We start from the raw sequence: 18,059 nt of genomic DNA on the forward strand, positions 1-18,059 counted from the left end.
AAGTCGGCTTTTCGTCATACATCCAGCAATCAACCCGCCCGACGCAGCAGCCAGAGGCCAGCCAGCGCACAAATCCCCGCTGGGACCAGCACGGCGAACAATGGCGAGAAGCCAAACACCAGACTCGACGGCCCTAGCAGGTCCTGCGCGATGCGGAAGGTGAACCCCACCAGAACGCCAGTGAACACACGCTGCCCCAGCGTTACCGAGCGCAACGGGCCGAAGATGAACGAAATCGCCATCAACACCAGCGCCACGGTCACCAACGGTTGCAAAATCTTGGTGTAGAACGCCAACCAGTAACGGCCGTTCGCCAACCCTTGATCGGCCAGGTAGTGCGCATAACTGTACAGCCCGGTCATCGACAGCGATTCAGGTGGCAGCACCACCGTGCTCAGCAACTGCGGGCTCAGGGAAATGTTCCAGCGCTCTTCCGGGGTCGTGACGACTTCGGTGCGGCCTTCGTGGAACAGCGTGGTGGAAACATCCTTGAGCAGCCAGTAATCCGTCTTGTAGTTCGCCTGTTTGGCGAAGCTGGCACTGAGCATGTGGCGCTGATCGTCAAAGTGGTATCGCGTCACACCGTACAGCAGGCCGTTGGGTTGCACGGTGTTGATGTGGATGAACTCCTCACCCTGACGATGCCACAGGCCATGACGTGCACTCTGTGCATCGCCAGTACCCTGTGCCAGCGAACGGGCCGCTTGGGCAGAAGCCTCGGTGACCGGCGCAACGTATTCACCAATCAACAGGCCGGCCACCATCAGCACCAGCATCGGCTTCATGACCGCCCAGACGATACGGCCAATGGACACGCCTGCCGCACGCATGATGGTCAGCTCACTGCTGCTGGCCAGCGTACCCAGGCCAATCAGGCAGCCGATCAATGCCGCCATTGGCAGCATGTCGTACAGACGACGCGGCGCGGTCATGACCACGAAACTGCCCGCATCCCAGAAGGTATAGGTGTCGCTGATGTCGGCCATCTCGTCGATGAACGCGAACAGCGACGCCAGACCCAGAATGATCCCCAACACGGCGATGATCGCCATGAACACGCTTTTTCCGATGTAGCGATCCAGCTTAACCATGAGCCACCTCCGACACTGCGCGGCGACTCGCCAGTTTCAAGCGCAAAGGCTCCCAGTAAAGCAGTCCCAGACCAATGGCCAGGAAGATCGCATGCACCCACCACAAGCCCAGCGCTGCTGGAATCTTGCCCTTCTCCAGCGCACCGCGCGCTGCAATCAGGATGGTGAGGTAGGCCATGTACAACAGAATCGCAGGCAGCAACTTGAGGAACCGACCCTGACGCGGATTGACGCGCGCCAGCGGAACGGCCATCAGCGTCACGATGAAGACAAGAATCGGCAGCGATGTGCGCCATTGCAATTCGGCCCGATTGCGCAACGAGTCTTCGCCGGTGAACAACTCGGAGCTCGGTATGGCGTCGCGGTCGGTAATTTCGTCGCTGATGTCCGGCTTGGGCAACAGTGCACCGTAGGTGTCGTACTTGATCGAGCGGTAGTTGGCCTGACCGGGGTTGCCGTCATAGCGATAGCCGTTGTTCAGAATCAGGTAACGGCTGCCATCGGGCTTGATTTCCTGCTTGCCCTTCTCGGCCACCAGCACGGTGATGCCGTGGTCTTTCTTCTCGTCCAGCTTCTTTTCGGAGATGAACACGCCGCCGAGATTGATGCGGTCGTCGGTCATGGTTTCGGTGTACGTCACACGGCTGCCGTCACGCAGCAACTGAAAGCGGCCCGGCACCAGGGTGTCGAACTCGGTCATTGCGTCCTGTTTGTTGATCAGTAACTGGAACTGGGTCGCACCTTGCGGCGCAAGGCTAAAGCTCAGCCAGGCCACCAACAGTGATATCAGCGCGGCAGGCGCCAGCGTCATCCACAGCAGGCGTTGCTGGCTCATGCCAGTGGCCGATAACACGGTCATCTCGCTTTCCAGGTACAAACGCCCGTACGCCAGCAGGATGCCAAGGAACAGACCCAGCGGCAGAATCAGTTGCAAGAAGCCTGGCAGACGAAAGCCCATGATCAGAAACAGCACACCTGGATCGAGTGCGCCGGAGGCAGCCTGGGCCAGGTATTTGATGAAGCGACCACTCATGATGATCACCAGCAGCACGGCACTCACAGCGCTCAAGGTAACCAGCACTTCTCGGGACAGGTAACGGAAGACAATCAAACCAGACACTCCAGGGTCGTCACGCTCAGGCAGCCTGACAAGGAAATGGGTCACTCAGGACGCGCGCGACGCGAACCCGCGAAAAAATATGCGGCATTATCCTGTGATTGATCGTGTCTGTCACTGCGTGCGCCGGATACTTTATTTGCCCGATGCAGGCACGAGCGTCCCTATTCGGGGTTGTCAGGGGTCATAAGCCGGGGTCAAACTGCGGGCCTTGCCGCGAGCACGGGGTCGCAGGTCATCGCCACTCACCGGGCCGCGCAATCATATTGCGATAAACCACAGTTTATTCGGGGACCCCGACATGGAATTGGTTGTTAAGAGCGTCAGTGCAGAAACCTTGAAAACCGCCACCCTGGTGGTTGCCGTCGGTGAAGGCCGTACCCTGAGCGATGTTGCACAAAGTATCGACATTCTGAGCGGCGGCGCCATCAGCGCAGTGCTCAAACGCGGCGACCTGGCAGGCAAAGTGGGCCAGAGCCTGTTGCTGCACAACCTGCCCAACGTCAAGGCTGAACGCGTGCTACTGGTCGGCACCGGTAAAGAAGCCGAACTGGGCGACCGCCCCTTCCGCAAGATCATCAGCGGCGTGCTGAACACCCTGAAAAGCCTGGGTGGCACCGATGCCGCCTTTGCGCTGGATCACCTGAAGGTCAAGAACCGTGACACCTACGGCAAGAACCGCCTGCTGGTGGAAACCCTGGCCGATGGCGAGTACGTGTTCGACCAGTTTAAAAGCCAGAAAGCCGACCCTCGCGCGCTGAAGAAAGTCACCCTGCTGACCGCCAAGTCCAGCGTCGCCGACGTCGAGCGCGCCGCGAAGCACGCGCAGGCCATCGCCGCCGGTATGGCCGTGACCCGCACGCTGGGCAACCTGCCACCGAACATCTGCCACCCGACCTACCTGGGCGAGCAAGCCAAGGCACTGGGCAAGGCCAATAAAGGCCTGAAAGTCGAAGTCTTCGACGAGAAGAAGATCGCCGAGCTGGGTATGGGCTCGTTCTACGCCGTAGGTCAGGGCAGCGCCCAACCGCCGCGCCTGATCGTCATGCAGTACAACAACGGCAAGAAAAGCGAGAAGCCTTACGTGCTGGTCGGCAAAGGCATCACGTTCGACACGGGCGGCATCAGCCTGAAGCCGGGCCTGGGCATGGACGAAATGAAATTCGACATGTGCGGCGCCGCCAGCGTGTTCGGCACCCTGAATGCCGTACTGCAACTGCAACTTCCAATCAACCTGGTGTGCATCATCGCCGCAGCGGAAAACATGCCGAGCGGCACCGCGACCCGTCCGGGCGACATCGTCAAGACCATGAGCGGCCAGACCGTCGAAATCCTCAACACCGACGCCGAAGGCCGTCTGGTGCTGTGCGACGCACTGACCTACGCCGAACGCTTCAAGCCAAAGGCCGTCATCGACATCGCAACCCTGACCGGCGCCTGCGTGGTTGCTCTGGGTGGCCACACATCCGGCCTGCTGGGCAACAGCGACACGCTGATCGAACAAGTGCTGGACGCAGGCAAACGCGCCGACGACCGCGCCTGGCAACTGCCGCTGTTCGATGAGTACCAAGAGCAACTGGACAGCCCGTTCGCTGACATCGCCAACATTGGCGGTCCGAAAGCCGGCACCATCACTGCGGCCTGCTTCCTGTCGCGCTTTGCCAAATCGTTCGAGTGGGCGCACCTGGACATCGCCGGGACCGCCTGGCTGAGCGGCGGCAAGGACAAGGGCGCCACCGGCCGTCCGGTTCCGCTGCTGACCCAATACCTGCTTGACCGCGCAGGCGTGTAAAACGCCCTCGAAACTCGCCGGGCCTTCTCGTTTCGAGCGGCCCGGCAGGTTTCACGCTCTGGACCGTTCATGACCCAAGTCGACTTTTACATCCTGCCTACCGCCGACCCGCGCGCACGGCTGGACTTCGCCTGCAAACTTACCGACAAGGCCTGGCGCCTCGGCCATCGCATCTACCTGCATTGCAGCGATGCCGAACAGCGCGCTGAGCTGGACGCCCGTTTGTGGCGTTTCAAGGGCGAAACCTTCGTGCCCCACGGCTCGGTCGAAGACGATCAGGACGCCCCGGTGGCATTGGGCATCGGTACCGATCCCGGGCAACATCAGGATTTGCTGGTCAATCTGGACCTGCGCATCCCCGATTTTTTCAAACGATTTGCGCGTGTCGCGGAGATCGTCGTGGAGGCCCCGCCCATCCGCGAAGCGGCGCGAGAGAGTTTCCGCTTCTACCGTGAACAGGGCTATCCTCTGCACAACCACCGACTGCAGCGTTTTTGAGTACACGATGGACAATCCAAAAACCCTGAAAGACTCCGCGCATCTGCTGGACGACCTGGAGTCGATCCGCCAGTTGCTCGGCGATGATTCGATCAACCCGCCGCTGCTGACCGAAACGGTCCCCCACGAAGGCCAGATCCCTTTGCTTTTCGATGTGGTCAGCGGTCAGGTCGTCGCGGCGGACGAGCCCGACACGCACACCACCGACATTCCTGTGCTGCAACCTGAGCCTGTAGCAGCCATTGCGCCGCCTGCCGCTGCCCAGCCAGAACCGAATCCCCATACGCCGAACCCCGACGACCTGCTGCACCTGGACAGCGAACTGCGCGCCGCTGCGCAATTGATCATGCAAGACGTGATCGACGATTTCGCGCCCCACATCGAGAACGAGATCAAACGGCGTCTCGAAGCGCGGATGGAGCGACTGCTGAGCCAATATCCAGGCCAGTGACGAATCCTGGGACGGCGCTGACGTCTCGTGTGGGAGGCGGCTTGCTGGCGAAAGCGGCCTGCCGGTCACCTCATTCGTAACGGGCCCGACGCTTTCGCCAGCAAGCCGGCTCCCACTAGAACGGCGTCCCGCCAGGGAGTTCAATGCGTTCCTGCCGCCCCGCTACACCTGATCCTCGTGAAAAGCTATACTTCCCGGCTTTTCCGACTGAAAGCAGATCAGGTTCCCGCCGCGCATGGACAAGACCTACCAGCCGCACGCCATCGAAACTTCCTGGTACCAGACCTGGGAGTCCGAGAATTATTTCGCTCCGCAAGGCGCGGGCGACTCGTACACCATCATGATTCCGCCGCCGAACGTCACCGGCAGCCTGCACATGGGCCATGGTTTCAACAACGCGATCATGGACGCCTTGATCCGTTTCCGCCGCATGCAGGGTCGCAACACCCTGTGGCAGCCGGGCACCGACCACGCCGGTATCGCCACGCAGATGCTGGTGGAGCGTCAACTGGAAGCCTTGGGCCAGAACCGTCACGACCTGGGTCGCGAAAAATTCCTCGAAAAAGTCTGGGAATGGAAGGATCAGTCCGGCGGCAACATCAGCCGTCAGATCCGCCGCCTGGGCTCGTCCGTGGACTGGAGCCGTGAGCGCTTCACCATGGACGACGGCCTGTCCGAAGCCGTTAAAGAAGCCTTCGTGCGCCTGCACGAAGACGGCCTGATCTACCGCGGCAAGCGCCTGGTCAACTGGGACACCAAGCTGCACACCGCCATCTCCGACCTCGAAGTGGAAAACCACGACGAAAAAGGCAGCCTGTGGAACCTGCGCTACCCGCTGGCCGACGGCGCCAGGACCGCCGAAGGTCTGGACTACCTGATCGTCGCCACCACCCGCCCGGAAACCATGCTGGGTGATGCCGCCGTCGCCGTGAACCCGAACGACGAGCGCTACCAGGCGCTGATCGGCAAGTTCGTCGAGCTGCCGCTGGTAGGCCGCCGCATCCCGATTATCGCTGACGACTACTGCGATCCTGAGTTCGGCACCGGCTGCGTGAAGATCACCCCGGCCCACGATTTCAACGACTACGAAGTCGGCAAGCGCCACAACCTGCCGTTGCTGAACATCTTCGACAAAAACGCCACCGTGCTGCCTGCCGCTCAGGTGTTCAACCTCGACGGCACGCTGAACGACTCCATCGACGGCAGTTGGCCCGCTGAATACGCGGGTCTGGACCGCTTTGAAGCGCGTAAGCAAATCGTTGCCGCATTCGAAGCCGCAGGCCTTTTGGTCAGCGTTGACGACCACGCGCTGAAGGTCCCGAAAGGCGACCGCTCCGGCACCGTCATCGAACCATGGCTGACTGACCAGTGGTACGTCTCCACCAAGCCACTGGCCGAACCTGCGATCGCTGCTGTGGAAGACGGCCGCATCGCCTTCGTACCGAAGCAGTACGAAAACATGTACTTCTCCTGGATGCGCGACATTCAGGACTGGTGCATCAGCCGTCAGCTGTGGTGGGGCCATCGCATCCCGGCCTGGTACGACGAGTCTGGCAAGGTCTACGTTGGCCGCGACGAAGCCGAAGTGCGCGCCAAGCACAACCTCGGTCCAGACGTTGCGCTGCAACAGGACAACGACGTCCTGGACACTTGGTTCAGTTCCGGCCTGTGGACCTTCTCCACACTGGGCTGGCCTGAGCAGACCGACTTCCTGAAGACCTTCCACCCGACTGACGTGCTGGTCACCGGCTTCGACATCATTTTCTTCTGGGTCGCCCGGATGATCATGCTCACCATGCATTTGGTGAAAAACGAAGACGGCACAGCACAGGTCCCATTCAAGACCGTGTACGTCCACGGTCTGGTGCGCGACGGTCAGGGCCAGAAAATGTCCAAGTCCAAGGGCAACGTCCTGGACCCGCTAGACATCATCGACGGTATCGAGCTGGAAGCACTGGTGCAAAAGCGCACCAGCGGCATGATGCAGCCAAAACTGGCGAAGAAGATCGAGAAGCAGACCCGCGACGAGTTCGCCGACGGCATCGCCAGCTACGGCACCGACGCCCTGCGTTTCACCTTCTGCTCGCTGGCGTCCACCGGTCGCGACATCAAGTTCGACATGGGTCGCGTCGAAGGCTATCGCAACTTCTGCAACAAGATCTGGAACGCCGCGCGCTACGTGCTCGACAAAGGCGAAGACTGCGGCCAGAACGGCGAAGCGTATGAATTGTCGCTGCCGGACCGCTGGATCATCTCGCAACTGCAACGCACCGAAGCCGAAGTGACCCGCCAACTGGATCAATTCCGCTTCGACCTCGCCGCACAAGCGCTGTACGAGTTCATCTGGAACCAGTACTGCGACTGGTACCTGGAGCTGTCCAAGCCGGTGCTGTGGGACGAGAACGCACCCGTCGAGCGTCAGCGTGGCACCCGCCGTACGCTGGTTCGCGTGCTGGAAGTGGCGCTGCGTCTGGCGCACCCGTTCATGCCGTTCATCACCGAAGAAATCTGGCAGCGCCTGGCGCCGCTGGTCGGTGCAGAAGGCAAGACCATCATGCTGCAACCGTGGCCAGTGGCGAACGAAGAGCGCATCGACGCCGCTGCCGAAGGCGACATCGAATGGCTCAAGAGCCTGATGCTGGGCGTGCGTAACATCCGTGGCGAGATGAACATCGGCCCGGGCAAACCGCTGCAACTGTTCCTCAAGAACGTCAGCGCCGAAGACCAGCGTCGCCTGAACGAGAACGAGCACTTGCTGAAGAAGCTGGCCAAGCTTGAATCGTTCACCGTGCTGGAAGCGGCTGCCGAAGCGCCGCTGTCGGCCACCGCGCTGGTCGGCGAGATGGAAGTGTTGGTGCCAATGGCTGGCCTGATCGACAAAGGCGCTGAACTGGCGCGTCTGGACAAGGAAATCCAGCGTCTGCAAGGTGAAGTGCAACGTGTGGGCGGCAAGCTGTCCAACGCCGCCTTCGTCGACAAGGCCCCGGCAGACGTCATCGCAAAAGAGCGCGCCAAACTGGCCGAGGCCGAACAGGCCCTGGGCAAGCTGGCGGAACAGCACGCGCGGATTGCGAGCTTGTAACAACCCAATCAGCCAGCCCAATAACCGGGCTGGCTGATTCACACAGACCCTGTGGGAGCCGGCTTGCTGGCGAAGGCGTCGGATCAATCGACATCACGTTGTCTGACCTGACGCCTTCGCCAGCAAGCCGGTTCCCACAGGGTTTTGTGTTTTAACCGGAACAATATGCGATGACCAAACCCGAGCCGTTCAAACCACCGCGCAAGAAGCCCAAACCCGCGACCTCAGCCAAGCCTGCCGAAACGCGGGAAAAGGCCAGCCTGCACCCGCGCAACCGCCACCAGGGCCGTTACGACTTTCCCAAGCTGATCAAGGCCAGCCCCGAACTGGGGCAGTTCGTGATCATCAATCCTTACGGTAAAGAGAGCATCGACTTCGCCAACCCGGCAGCGGTGCGGGTATTCAACCGTGCGCTACTCAAGGCCTTCTACGGCATCGCCCACTGGGACATTCCAACGGATTACCTCTGCCCGCCCATCCCCGGCCGCGCTGATTACCTGCACTTCCTCGCGGACCTGCTGGCCGAATATAACGACGGCGTGATCCCTCGCGGCGCAGCGATTAAAGCGCTGGACGTAGGCACCGGAGCCAACTGCGTCTACCCGCTGATTGGTCACAGCGAATACGGCTGGCATTTCGTAGGTTCAGACATCGACAAAATCGCCCTCGCCTCGGCCACCACCATCGTCAAGGCAAACAACCTCGGCAAAGCCATCAGCCTGCGTCAGCAAAGCGATCGCTCGCTGATCCTGAAAGGCCTGCTGCACACCGAAGAACGCTTCGACATCACCTTGTGTAACCCGCCCTTCCACGCTTCGGCTGAGGAAGCGCTGAGCGGCAGCCGACGCAAATGGCGAGCACTGGGCAAAGCCGATCCGAAGCGCAAACTGCCGGTGCTGAACTTTGGTGGTCAGGCGGCGGAGTTGTGGTGCGAAGGCGGCGAGGCAAGATTCGTCGCACAATTGATCACCGAGAGTGCACAAGTGCCTGATCAGGTGCTGTGGTTCAGCACGCTGGTGTCCAAGGCATCGAATCTGCCGCTGATCCAGAGCACGCTGAAAAAGGTGGGCGCAGTTGAAAGCCGCGTCGTTGAGATGTCACAAGGACAGAAGCAGAGCCGCTTCGTGGCCTGGACCTTCCAAGACAAGGCACAGCAGGCCGCGTGGCGAGCAGAGCGCTGGAACAGCCGATAACGCAAGACGGATTTTGTGGGAGACGGCCGGGCGGCGCTCCGCTAGGTGGCGAAAGCGGTGCGTCAATCGACATAGATGTTGCTGACCCGACGCTTTCGCCACCAAGGCGGCTCCCACAGGATTGCGCTCAGCTCTCAAATCCCGGACACAAAAAAACCGTGCCCGGATCACTCCGTCACACGGTTTCTCTTACAAGAAGCGTTGTCGCTTACTTGTTAACAGCGTCAGTCAGGCCTTTGGCCACAACCAGCTTGATGACTTTCTTGGCAGGGATTTCGATCGCTGCACCCGTCGAAGGGTTACGGCCAGTACGGGCAGGACGCTCGGTCACTTTCAGTTTGCCAATGCCTGGCACGGTGATTTCACCGCCGTTTTCCAGTTGGTCAGCGACGATTTGGCCCAATTGGTCCAGAGCATTGCGCGCGGTGGTTTTTGGCGCGTCGATAGCTTCTGCGATATCGGCGATCAATTGGTCTTTAGTCAGAGCCATGGTGGTGTTCCTTCCCTATCAAATTCATATGGTTTGCAGAGTGTGTACAGACGCGAAATGTAGATACCGAAATCGGTCTTTGGTTCGGCCAGACGCCCACAAACTGCATGCTTGGCGCGCTTCGGGTGCGCAAGACCGGGCAAAGCTAGCACAGAGCCAAGCAAATATCCGCACCTGACTAGCCATTTGGTCAGCTTTATCGCGATTGAGGGGTAAAAAAGTCATATTAACGGCCCTGAAACCGGGTTTCGGACCTCGCCAGCGCGCGTTCCGCCGACTCTGCGGTACACTTGGCGACTTTCGCACGGGCCTTCCACTTCCCCGTTCAGTCCCCTTTCAGCAGCCGAGAACTCCATGCCGATCCGTCATGCCATCGTCCACCTGATCGACAAGAAACCCGACGGCACACCCGCAGTCCTTCACGCGCGCGATTCCGAACTCACGGAGTCCCAGGCCATCGAGAACATGCTGGCCGATCTCAACGAGAGCTATAACGCCAAACAAGGCAAGGCGTGGGGTCTGTTCCATCCTGAATCCGGTGCCCATCCGTTCAGCGGCTGGCTGAAGGAGTACCTCGACGACGGCAAAGACTTCACGGCATTCAGTCGCGTGGCGGTCGAGCACCTGCAAAAGCTGATGGAGGAATCCAACCTGTCCGTGGGCGGCCACGTGCTGTTCGCGCACTACCAACAGGGCATGACCGACTACCTGGCGATTGCGCTGCTGCACCACAGCGAAGGCGTGGCGGTGAACGACGAGCTGGACGTCACGCCTTCTCGCCATCTGGACCTGGGCCAACTGCACCTCGCGGCGCGCATCAACATCTCCGAGTGGCAGAACAACAAGGCGTCCAAGCAGTACATCTCGTTCATCAAGGGTAAGAACGGCAAAAAAGTCTCTGAATATTTCCGCGACTTCATCGGCTGTCAGGAAGGCGTCGACGGCCCCGGTGAGACCCGCACCTTGCTCAAGGCCTTCAGCGACTTCGTCGAGAGCGAAGACTTGCCGGAAGAGTCCACCCGCGAAAAGACCAAGGCCTTGGTCGACTACGCGAGCAGCCAGAGTAAGATGGGCGAGCCGATCGCACTGGAAGAACTGTCCGGCCTGATCGACGAAGACCGCCCACGTGCCTTCTACGAACACATCCGCAACAAGGATTATGGCCTGTCGCCAGAGATTCCGGCCGATAAGCGCACACTCAACCAGTTCCGCCGCTTTACCGGGCGCGCCGAGGGGCTGTCGATCAGCTTCGAGGCGCACTTGCTGGGCGACAAGATCGAGTACGACGAAGAAAAAGGGACACTGATCATCAAGGGCCTGCCAACTCAACTCACCGACCAGTTGAAAAGGCGCTGAACACCATGCTGATACGCACCCTCAAGAAGTTCGTACTGATCATGCTAGTGGTGGTCGTCTATCAGAACTGGGGCAAGATCGAGAACCTCATTCACCCGGACCCGGCGATCTCGGCGCAGGTCCAGACGAACGCGAAGGTGACGCTGTACGCCACCGACTGGTGCGGCTACTGCAAACAGACCCGACGCTTTCTCGACAGCAAGGGCATTCCTTATACCGAGTACGACATCGAAAAAGATGCCGTAGGGCGCAAGGCGTACGAAGCGCTGGGAGGACGCGGCATTCCCCTGATCGACGTGAACGGGACGCTGATCAGAGGGTTTTCCGAGGAAGAGATTCTGGCCGCGCTGAAATAGATCAGCGCTTTTCAATGCGAAATCCGAGCCGGGGGAAATGCACATGCACCTCTCCCGCGCGCTCGTCCTCCCGGCGCAGGATGATTTCTTCACGGCCATTGAACACCAGCTCGCCTTGAACCGGGTTCACGCCATAATCCACCGCACTGACGCTCACCTGCTGCCCGGCTTCGAAGCCATTGGGATCAACCAGGATCTCGTCCGGCAGTGGCGCAGGCGTCGCCTGACGCGCGATGTCCACAGCGTCCGCCGAGTTCAGCTCACTGGCCGCACCATGGCCGAAACCGATCACGCGCTGATACCAGGCGAGCACCGCCGGATAGTCATCGACCAGTGGTGCGGTCACAGGGGTTTGCTTCAAAAACCACAGGGTATGGGCGACCGAAAAATCGGCAATCGACGGATCACCCAACAGAAAATCGCCGTTGCGCTCCAACTGAGTCTCCAAACGGCTCATCAACGTGGGCCATTGGTGCTGAGCCTGTTCCAGTGGCACCCGTGTCGCACTTCCTCCTTCGAAGAACGAAGCCCGGTCCGCAACAAAGGCTTTAACGGCCTCAGGCGGCAGCTTGGCGAAACGCAGCGCTAGTGAAGCGGGCTGGAAGACCAGGCTCACCGAATGCAGGAACAACACCGAGTCGGCCCAACTCGCCAGGCTGTCCGCAATGAACGACTGCCCCTCAGGATAGAACGTGGGTGAAGCCTTTTGCGCTTCGAGGCGACGGGCCATCAGGGCGGTGTCACAGTAAATATCCGCGCCCACCTGCAGCACCGGCGTCTTGCGATAACCGCCCGTCAACGCGACCACATCGGGCTTTGGCATGATCGGCGGAATGATCACCGAACGCCATGACAGTCCTTTGAAACCGAGCATCAAACGGGCCTTTTCAGAGAACAGGGACGTGGGGTAGTGATGCAGGATCAGGTCTGACATGGTTCGGCCCATCAGCAGGTATGAAGCACCAGCATAGCGGCGACCGGCCTGGCAGCCTACCCGCTCACGTTAATGGCACCGAATCACGCTCATGGATGAAGCTGGTAGCCAGCGCTTCCTTCGCGCTTTTTCGCAGCTTTTTGATCAATCGCTCCTGACGCAACGCTTCGCGCTTGTCGGCACACGCCTCGATGTACACCAGCGCAACAGCGGGGCTGGAGTAGAAGAAGCGCGCCCCCTTTCCGCTCTGGTGCTTGGCGAAACGCTTGTGGGGATCGTCACTGATACCGCAATACAGCGAACCGTTCGCCGCGCGCACCAGATAGACAAACCATGGCTTGCTGGTGGCCGGTTCAGGTGCGGGATCAGCGAGGGCATCGGTCATCGTGCATGTGAGGTCTGGGGAGCAGGGGCGCCGATTCTAACAGAGCCTCAACGTCCCGCCTGAAACGCCTTCAGCCCCTTTTGCGCCTGAGCGCGAATCGCATTCTGCACCAGAGGCGTCCAGCCCAGCAGAGCGCCTTTCGCGCCCAACGCCTGACGGGACCAGCGCCAAAGGTCGAACTGGTCGTGATGTTCGCAAATCTTGCCATCACGAAACACAAAGCGCGCCTGAATGTCGTTGACCACCGTGCGCCCGGTCTGGCTGAACAGGTAGGTGGCGACCCAGTGCGCAGCGCCGGTACGCTCATCGGCGCGCACGTTGTCAAAGCGTACAGAGAATTCTTTGGCCCGCGAGGTGAGCATGCGCCACATGTCCCCCGCCTGACGGCCACGCAGCTCGCCGAACACCGGATCACTGAACAGGACATCGTCGGAGTAGCACGCGGCCATGGTCTCGGCATCGAGTCGGTTGAACGCTTCGTAGAAACGGGTGATCAGCGCGCTGTTTTGCTCGCTTTGGTTGATATCGCTCATGCGCAGGACATCCCTGAAAAAGATGCCTGCACGATAAGCGGCCTCGACGGGTTTTGCCACGGACATTCGCGCGACAAATACCCGGACTCAGACTTTCTCGCTGGTCACGTCCACATACAGTGCTCGGCCTGCGCCCATCCCCGCGAGGATCGCGCCGACGCCAATCAGACCGAAAATCCAGCCCACTGCGCTCCAACTGCCGGTCCAGTCGTGCACCACACCCACGGCAAACGGCCCCAGCGATGCGAGCGTGTAACCGACGCCCTGGGCCATGCTCGATAAATTGGCGGCGACGTGCGAATCCCGCGAGCGCAACACAATCAAGGTCAACGCCAGACTGAACGTGCCACCCTGCCCCAATCCGAGCACCACGGCCCAAAACCACAACTGGTTGACCGGCGCGTAGAGGCAGCCGTACAGGCCACCAAGGGTCAACAGCATCACCAGCAGAATCGCCAACCGCTGATCCTTGCCTCGCGTCGCCAGCCAAGGTGCCGCTAACGAACTGAGCAACTGAACCATGATTGAACCCGAAAGCAGCAACCCGCTCTCTGTCGGCGTGAGGCCGCGGGCGATCAGAATCGACGGCAGCCATCCAAAAACGATGTACGCCAGCGAAGATTGCAGGCCCATGTACAGCGTCACTTGCCGCGCCAGCCGGTCGCGAAACAAACCGCGCACGCGGTAGGCAACCTGATGCTGGCCATGGCTTTGCCGCGTCTGGGGCCACCAGAAAATCGCCGCGAGCAGCGCCGGAACGATCCAGAAACCCAGGCCCAGCGTCCAACTGCCACCGCTATCAGTGCCGAACGCCTGACTCAACGGGACCGTTGAACCCGCAGCGACTGCCGCGCCCAGACACAGCGCCATGGTGTAAACGCCGGTCATGGTGCCCGCCTGTTTGGCGAAATCACGCTTAACGATGCCAGGCAGCAATACGCCGATGATGCCGATGCTCGCACCCGACAAAATGCTTCCCGCGAAGAGCCCCGCCACGCCAAACGAACTGCGTAGCAAAATCCCGCAGGTCAGCGTCAGGAGAATCCCGAACACGACTCGCTCGCTGCCAAATCGCCTTGCCAGCACAGGGGCCAATGGTGCGAACAAGCCCAGGCACAACACAGGCAACGTCGTCAGCAGGCCCGCGGTGACAGCGGACAACCCGAGGCTCTTCGACACTTCGCTGAGCAACGGCGCCATGCTCGACAACGCCGGACGCAGATTCAGCGCCACCAACACCAGCCCCAACAGCAAAAACCACGGGCGCCTTAACACTGGACGATGCTGCTGAACCTGCTCATCGTCGGCTTCCGCATCGATCAGCAGCTCATTGAGTTCATGATGTTTTCGGGAATGGGATAGCGTGTCGCTCGCCGTCGGCGCCTTGGTCGTCATGGGATTCTCGTGGGGGCAGGATTGTGTAACAGCGCATTGCGCAAAGACGTAATCCTGTTGGAGATCACGAGAGAACACAAGTTTTGCGTGGATTGAATACAAAAAAGGCGTACTGATCACCCCGTAGCAGCCCGGCTTGCCGGCGGTTGCGCCTTTGAAATCGCTGCCGCCGAAAAGCCGGACTGCTACAGGAGCTCAACCCAATCACAACTCAGCGTGATTAAACAAAAACCCGGACACAAGGCCCGGGTTTTTGGGTACGGCTATTAACTCAATGAAGAATCTGGCTGAGGAACAGCTTCGTTCGGTCGCTTTGGGGGTTGTCGAAGAAGTCGTTGGGGGCGGCCTGTTCGACGATTTCGCCTTTGTCCATGAAGATCACGCGGTTGGCCACGGTGCGGGCGAAGCCCATTTCGTGGGTTACGCAGAGCATGGTCATGCCTTCTTCCGCCAGGCCGACCATGGTGTCCAGCACCTCTTTCACCATTTCCGGGTCGAGGGCCGAGGTTGGCTCGTCGAACAGCATGATTTTCGGCTTCATGCACAACGCACGAGCGATGGCCACGCGCTGTTGCTGACCGCCGGAGAGTTGGCCCGGGTACTTGTGCGCCTGCTCTGGAATGCGCACGCGCTCCAGGTAGTGCATGGCGATTTCTTCGGCTTTTTTCTTCGGCATCTTGCGCACCCACATCGGTGCCAGCGTGCAGTTCTGCAGGATGGTCAGGTGCGGGAAGAGGTTGAAGTGCTGGAACACCATGCCGACTTCGCGGCGGATGGTTTCGATCTGCTTCAGGTCAGACGTCAGCTCGGTGCCGTCCACGATGATGCGGCCTTGCTGGTGTTCTTCCAGACGGTTCAGGCAGCGAATGGTGGTCGACTTGCCCGAACCCGAAGGGCCGCACAAAACGATACGCTCGCCCTGACGCACGTTCAGGTTGATGTCTTTGAGTACATGGAACTGGCCGTACCATTTGTGTACGCCTTCCATACGGATCATGCCTTCGGCGCCCAGAGGCTTTTTGATAACTTCGCTCATCATTTGACTCCTAACGCTTGTGGCCTGTGTCCAACTTACGCTCCAAGTGCATGGAGTAGCGGGACATACCGAAACAGAAGATCCAGAACACCAGGGCTGCGAACACGTAGCCCTCGGTCGCCATGCCGAGCCAGTTCGGGTCGGCGGCAGCCTGCTTGACGCTGTTGAGCAGGTCGAACAGGCCGATGATGATCACCAGACTGGTGTCCTTGAACAGCGCGATCACGGTGTTCACCAGACCCGGAATTACCAGCTTCAGGGCTTGCGGCAGAATCACCAGGCCCATGCGACGCCAATAGCCCAGGCCCATGGCCGCAGCAGCTTCGTACTGGCCCTTCGGGATGGCCTGCATGCCACCACGCACCACCTCGGCCACATAAGCCGACTGGAACATGATCACGCCGATCAGAGCGCGGAGCAGTTTGTCGAAGTTCATGCCTTCCGGCAGGAACAGCGGCAACATCACCGACGACATGAACAGCACGGTGATCAGCGGAACGCCGCGCCAGAACTCGATAAACGTCACGCAAATCACGCGAATCGCCGGAAGATCGGAGCGACGGCCAAGGGCCAGGATCACGCCCAACGGCAGCGCACCGGCGATACCGACCGTGGCGATCACCAGCGTCAGCATCAGGCCGCCCCACTGGCTGGTCGCCACTTCGGCCATGCCGAACAGGCCGCCATGCAGCAGGAAGTACGCGATGATCGGGTAGATCACCAGGAAGCTCAGGCCATAAATCGCCTTGCGCGGCGTGGCTTTGATGAACAGCGGCGCAGCGCCGATGATCGCAAGCCACACGGTCAGATCGACCCTCCAGCGCAATTCCTGAGGGTAGTAGCCGTACATGAACTGGCCGAAGCGCTGTTCGATGAACACCCAACAGGCGCCCGCCTTGGTGCAGTCGGCGCGGGTGCTGCCGACCCAGTTGGCGTCGAAAATCGCCCAGCTCAGCAGCGGAGGAACGACGAGCCAGATCAGGTAGATCGCGAACAGGGTCAACAGGGTGTTGATCCAGTTCGAGAACAGATTCTGGCGCATCCATGCCACCGGGCCGAAGACTTTGCTCGGCGGCGGCATGTCAGGTTTGAAAGTATGGGATGTCATGCGCGAGTCCTCACCGCTCGATCAGCGCAATGCGCTTGTTGTACCAGTTCATCAGCAGGGAAATGCTGATGCTGATCGCCAGGTAAACACTCATGGTGATGGCAATGACTTCGATGGCCTGACCGGTCTGGTTAAGAACGGTACCAGCGAACAGCGAAACCATTTCCGGGTAACCGATGCCGGCCGCCAGCGAAGAGTTTTTCGCCAGGTTCAGGTATTGGCTGGTCAGCGGCGGAATGATCACCCGCAGGGCTTGCGGGATGATGACCTTGCGCAGCGTCGGACCTGGGCGCAGCCCCAGCGAGCGGGCAGCTTCAGTCTGGCCGTGGCTGACGGACTTGATACCGGAACGCACGATTTCAGCGATGAACGCTGCGGTGTACACGGTCAGGGCCAGGGTCAGCGCCAGCAGTTCAGGGATCAGTACCCAGCCGCCAACGAAGTTGAAGCCTTTGAGTTCGGGGACTTCCCAATGCACCGGCGCACCGAAGATCAGCGCGCACAGCGCAGGGATCACGATGAACAGGGCCAGGCCCGCCCAGAACTTATGGAACGGCACGCCGGTTTCGTCGAAGCGCTTGTTCGCCCACTTCGCCATGAACACGATGGCGACGATGGCCAGCACAATGCTGATCACGAACGGCCAAGTGGCGTCGTTAGTGATTGCAGCGGGCATGTTCAGGCCACGGCTGCTGACGAAGAACGAACCGAAAAAGCCGTGCGCTGCGCGCGGTCCTGGCAGTGTCAGGAACACGGCGAAGTACCAGAACAGGATCTGCAAAAGTGGCGGGATGTTACGGAAGACTTCGACGTAAACCGTCGCCAGCTTGTTGATGATCCAGTTGTTGGACAGTCGCGCCACGCCGACGACAAAGCCGAGCAGGGTCGCGAGGATCACGCCGATGAACGTCACCAACAGCGTGTTGAGCAAACCGATGAGGAAAACCCGCGCGTACGAGTCCGACTCCTTGAAGGGAATCAGGTGCTGCGCGATGCCGAAACCGGCACTGTTTTCAAGGAAACCGAAACCGGAGGTGATGCCCCGGTGTTGCAGGTTGGTCTGGGTGTTATCGAACAGATACCAACCCATCGCGACTACCGCGATAACCGTGATTATCTGGAATAGCCACGCACGCACTTTGGGGTCGCTGAGGGATAGCCTCTGCTTGGGTGCGCTGATCTGATTTTGCATGGGAGTGCCCCGGAAGAAATGCAACGAAGCGCCCGGCTACGGTTCGCGTA

The 18,059-nt window shown here is 60.1% G+C and carries 17 protein-coding genes; 7 read left to right on the forward strand and 10 right to left on the reverse strand.

Going from position 1 to position 18,059, the window contains the following annotated elements:
- Positions 1-29 precede the first annotated feature (29 nt).
- Together lptG and lptF are read right to left on the reverse strand one after the other, a co-directional pair.
- Positions 30-1,091, reverse strand: a complete 1,062-nt coding sequence (gene lptG / locus ACI5GA_RS11700; RefSeq protein WP_404633703.1) for an LPS export ABC transporter permease LptG — start codon at positions 1,089-1,091, stop codon at positions 30-32.
- The gene (lptF, locus tag ACI5GA_RS11705) at positions 1,084-2,202 is read right to left on the reverse strand and encodes an LPS export ABC transporter permease LptF (RefSeq protein ID WP_404634341.1); all 1,119 of its coding nucleotides are present in this window, start codon (positions 2,200-2,202) and stop codon (positions 1,084-1,086) included. Before lptF ends, lptG begins: the two co-directional genes overlap by 8 nt.
- Positions 2,203-2,509: 307 nt before the next feature.
- Here lptF and ACI5GA_RS11710 point away from each other — a divergent pair, with 307 nt between their 5' ends.
- The 5 genes from ACI5GA_RS11710 to rlmF all read left to right on the forward strand — a co-directional run bounded on the left by ACI5GA_RS11710 (position 2,510) and on the right by rlmF (position 9,224).
- A complete protein-coding gene (locus ACI5GA_RS11710; protein ID WP_404633705.1) occupies positions 2,510-4,000 on the forward strand; it encodes a leucyl aminopeptidase in 1,491 nt (496 codons plus the stop codon).
- Between the two features lie 69 nt (positions 4,001-4,069).
- On the forward strand, positions 4,070-4,498 hold the full coding sequence (locus ACI5GA_RS11715; protein ID WP_404633707.1) for a DNA polymerase III subunit chi: 429 nt from the start codon (positions 4,070-4,072) through the stop codon (positions 4,496-4,498).
- 7 nt (positions 4,499-4,505) lie between these two features.
- Positions 4,506-4,949: a DNA polymerase III subunit chi gene (locus ACI5GA_RS11720; RefSeq protein WP_404633709.1), complete on the forward strand. Its 444-nt coding sequence runs from the start codon at positions 4,506-4,508 to the stop codon at positions 4,947-4,949.
- A 235-nt stretch (positions 4,950-5,184) separates the two neighbouring features.
- Entirely contained in the window at positions 5,185-8,031 is a 2,847-nt protein-coding gene (locus ACI5GA_RS11725) for a valine--tRNA ligase (RefSeq protein WP_421422834.1), read from the forward strand.
- A gap of 170 nt (positions 8,032-8,201) precedes the next feature.
- Positions 8,202-9,224 (forward strand): 23S rRNA (adenine(1618)-N(6))-methyltransferase RlmF, encoded by a 1,023-nt coding sequence (rlmF, locus tag ACI5GA_RS11730; protein ID WP_421422835.1) that lies wholly within the window; start codon positions 8,202-8,204, stop codon positions 9,222-9,224.
- 208 nt (positions 9,225-9,432) lie between these two features.
- Here the strand turns inward: rlmF and ACI5GA_RS11735 are convergent, their stop codons facing one another.
- Entirely contained in the window at positions 9,433-9,714 is a 282-nt protein-coding gene (locus tag ACI5GA_RS11735) for an HU family DNA-binding protein (RefSeq protein WP_404633715.1), read from the reverse strand.
- A gap of 354 nt (positions 9,715-10,068) precedes the next feature.
- Between ACI5GA_RS11735 and yejK the strand changes: the two genes are divergently transcribed.
- The gene (gene yejK / locus ACI5GA_RS11740; RefSeq protein WP_404633717.1) at positions 10,069-11,070 is read left to right on the forward strand and encodes a nucleoid-associated protein YejK; all 1,002 of its coding nucleotides are present in this window, start codon (positions 10,069-10,071) and stop codon (positions 11,068-11,070) included.
- Between the two features lie 5 nt (positions 11,071-11,075).
- Complete coding sequence (locus tag ACI5GA_RS11745; RefSeq protein WP_404633719.1) at positions 11,076-11,426, forward strand: glutaredoxin family protein; 351 nt, start codon at positions 11,076-11,078, stop codon at positions 11,424-11,426.
- Position 11,427: 1 nt separating this feature from the next.
- Here the strand turns inward: ACI5GA_RS11745 and ACI5GA_RS11750 are convergent, their stop codons facing one another.
- The 7 genes from ACI5GA_RS11750 to ACI5GA_RS11780 form a co-directional block, all read right to left on the reverse strand.
- Positions 11,428-12,360, reverse strand: a complete 933-nt coding sequence (locus ACI5GA_RS11750) for a glutathione S-transferase N-terminal domain-containing protein (protein WP_421422836.1) — start codon at positions 12,358-12,360, stop codon at positions 11,428-11,430.
- A gap of 64 nt (positions 12,361-12,424) precedes the next feature.
- Entirely contained in the window at positions 12,425-12,745 is a 321-nt protein-coding gene (locus ACI5GA_RS11755) for a GIY-YIG nuclease family protein (protein WP_404633723.1), read from the reverse strand.
- A gap of 47 nt (positions 12,746-12,792) precedes the next feature.
- Positions 12,793-13,278, reverse strand: a complete 486-nt coding sequence (locus ACI5GA_RS11760) for a nuclear transport factor 2 family protein (protein WP_421422837.1) — start codon at positions 13,276-13,278, stop codon at positions 12,793-12,795.
- A gap of 87 nt (positions 13,279-13,365) precedes the next feature.
- Positions 13,366-14,673, reverse strand: coding sequence for a CynX/NimT family MFS transporter (locus ACI5GA_RS11765; protein WP_421422838.1), 1,308 nt, complete (start codon positions 14,671-14,673; stop codon positions 13,366-13,368).
- Positions 14,674-14,944: 271 nt separating this feature from the next.
- Positions 14,945-15,709, reverse strand: a complete 765-nt coding sequence (locus tag ACI5GA_RS11770) for an amino acid ABC transporter ATP-binding protein (RefSeq protein ID WP_404633729.1) — start codon at positions 15,707-15,709, stop codon at positions 14,945-14,947.
- Between the two features lie 10 nt (positions 15,710-15,719).
- Entirely contained in the window at positions 15,720-16,817 is a 1,098-nt protein-coding gene (locus tag ACI5GA_RS11775) for an amino acid ABC transporter permease (protein ID WP_421422839.1), read from the reverse strand.
- A gap of 10 nt (positions 16,818-16,827) precedes the next feature.
- Positions 16,828-18,009: an amino acid ABC transporter permease gene (locus ACI5GA_RS11780; RefSeq protein WP_404633733.1), complete on the reverse strand. Its 1,182-nt coding sequence runs from the start codon at positions 18,007-18,009 to the stop codon at positions 16,828-16,830.
- Positions 18,010-18,059 lie beyond the last annotated feature (50 nt).

It is taken from the genome of Pseudomonas sp. Pseu.R1, from assembly GCF_045764065.1.
In the GTDB taxonomy this organism is placed as follows: Bacteria; Pseudomonadota; Gammaproteobacteria; order Pseudomonadales; family Pseudomonadaceae; genus Aquipseudomonas.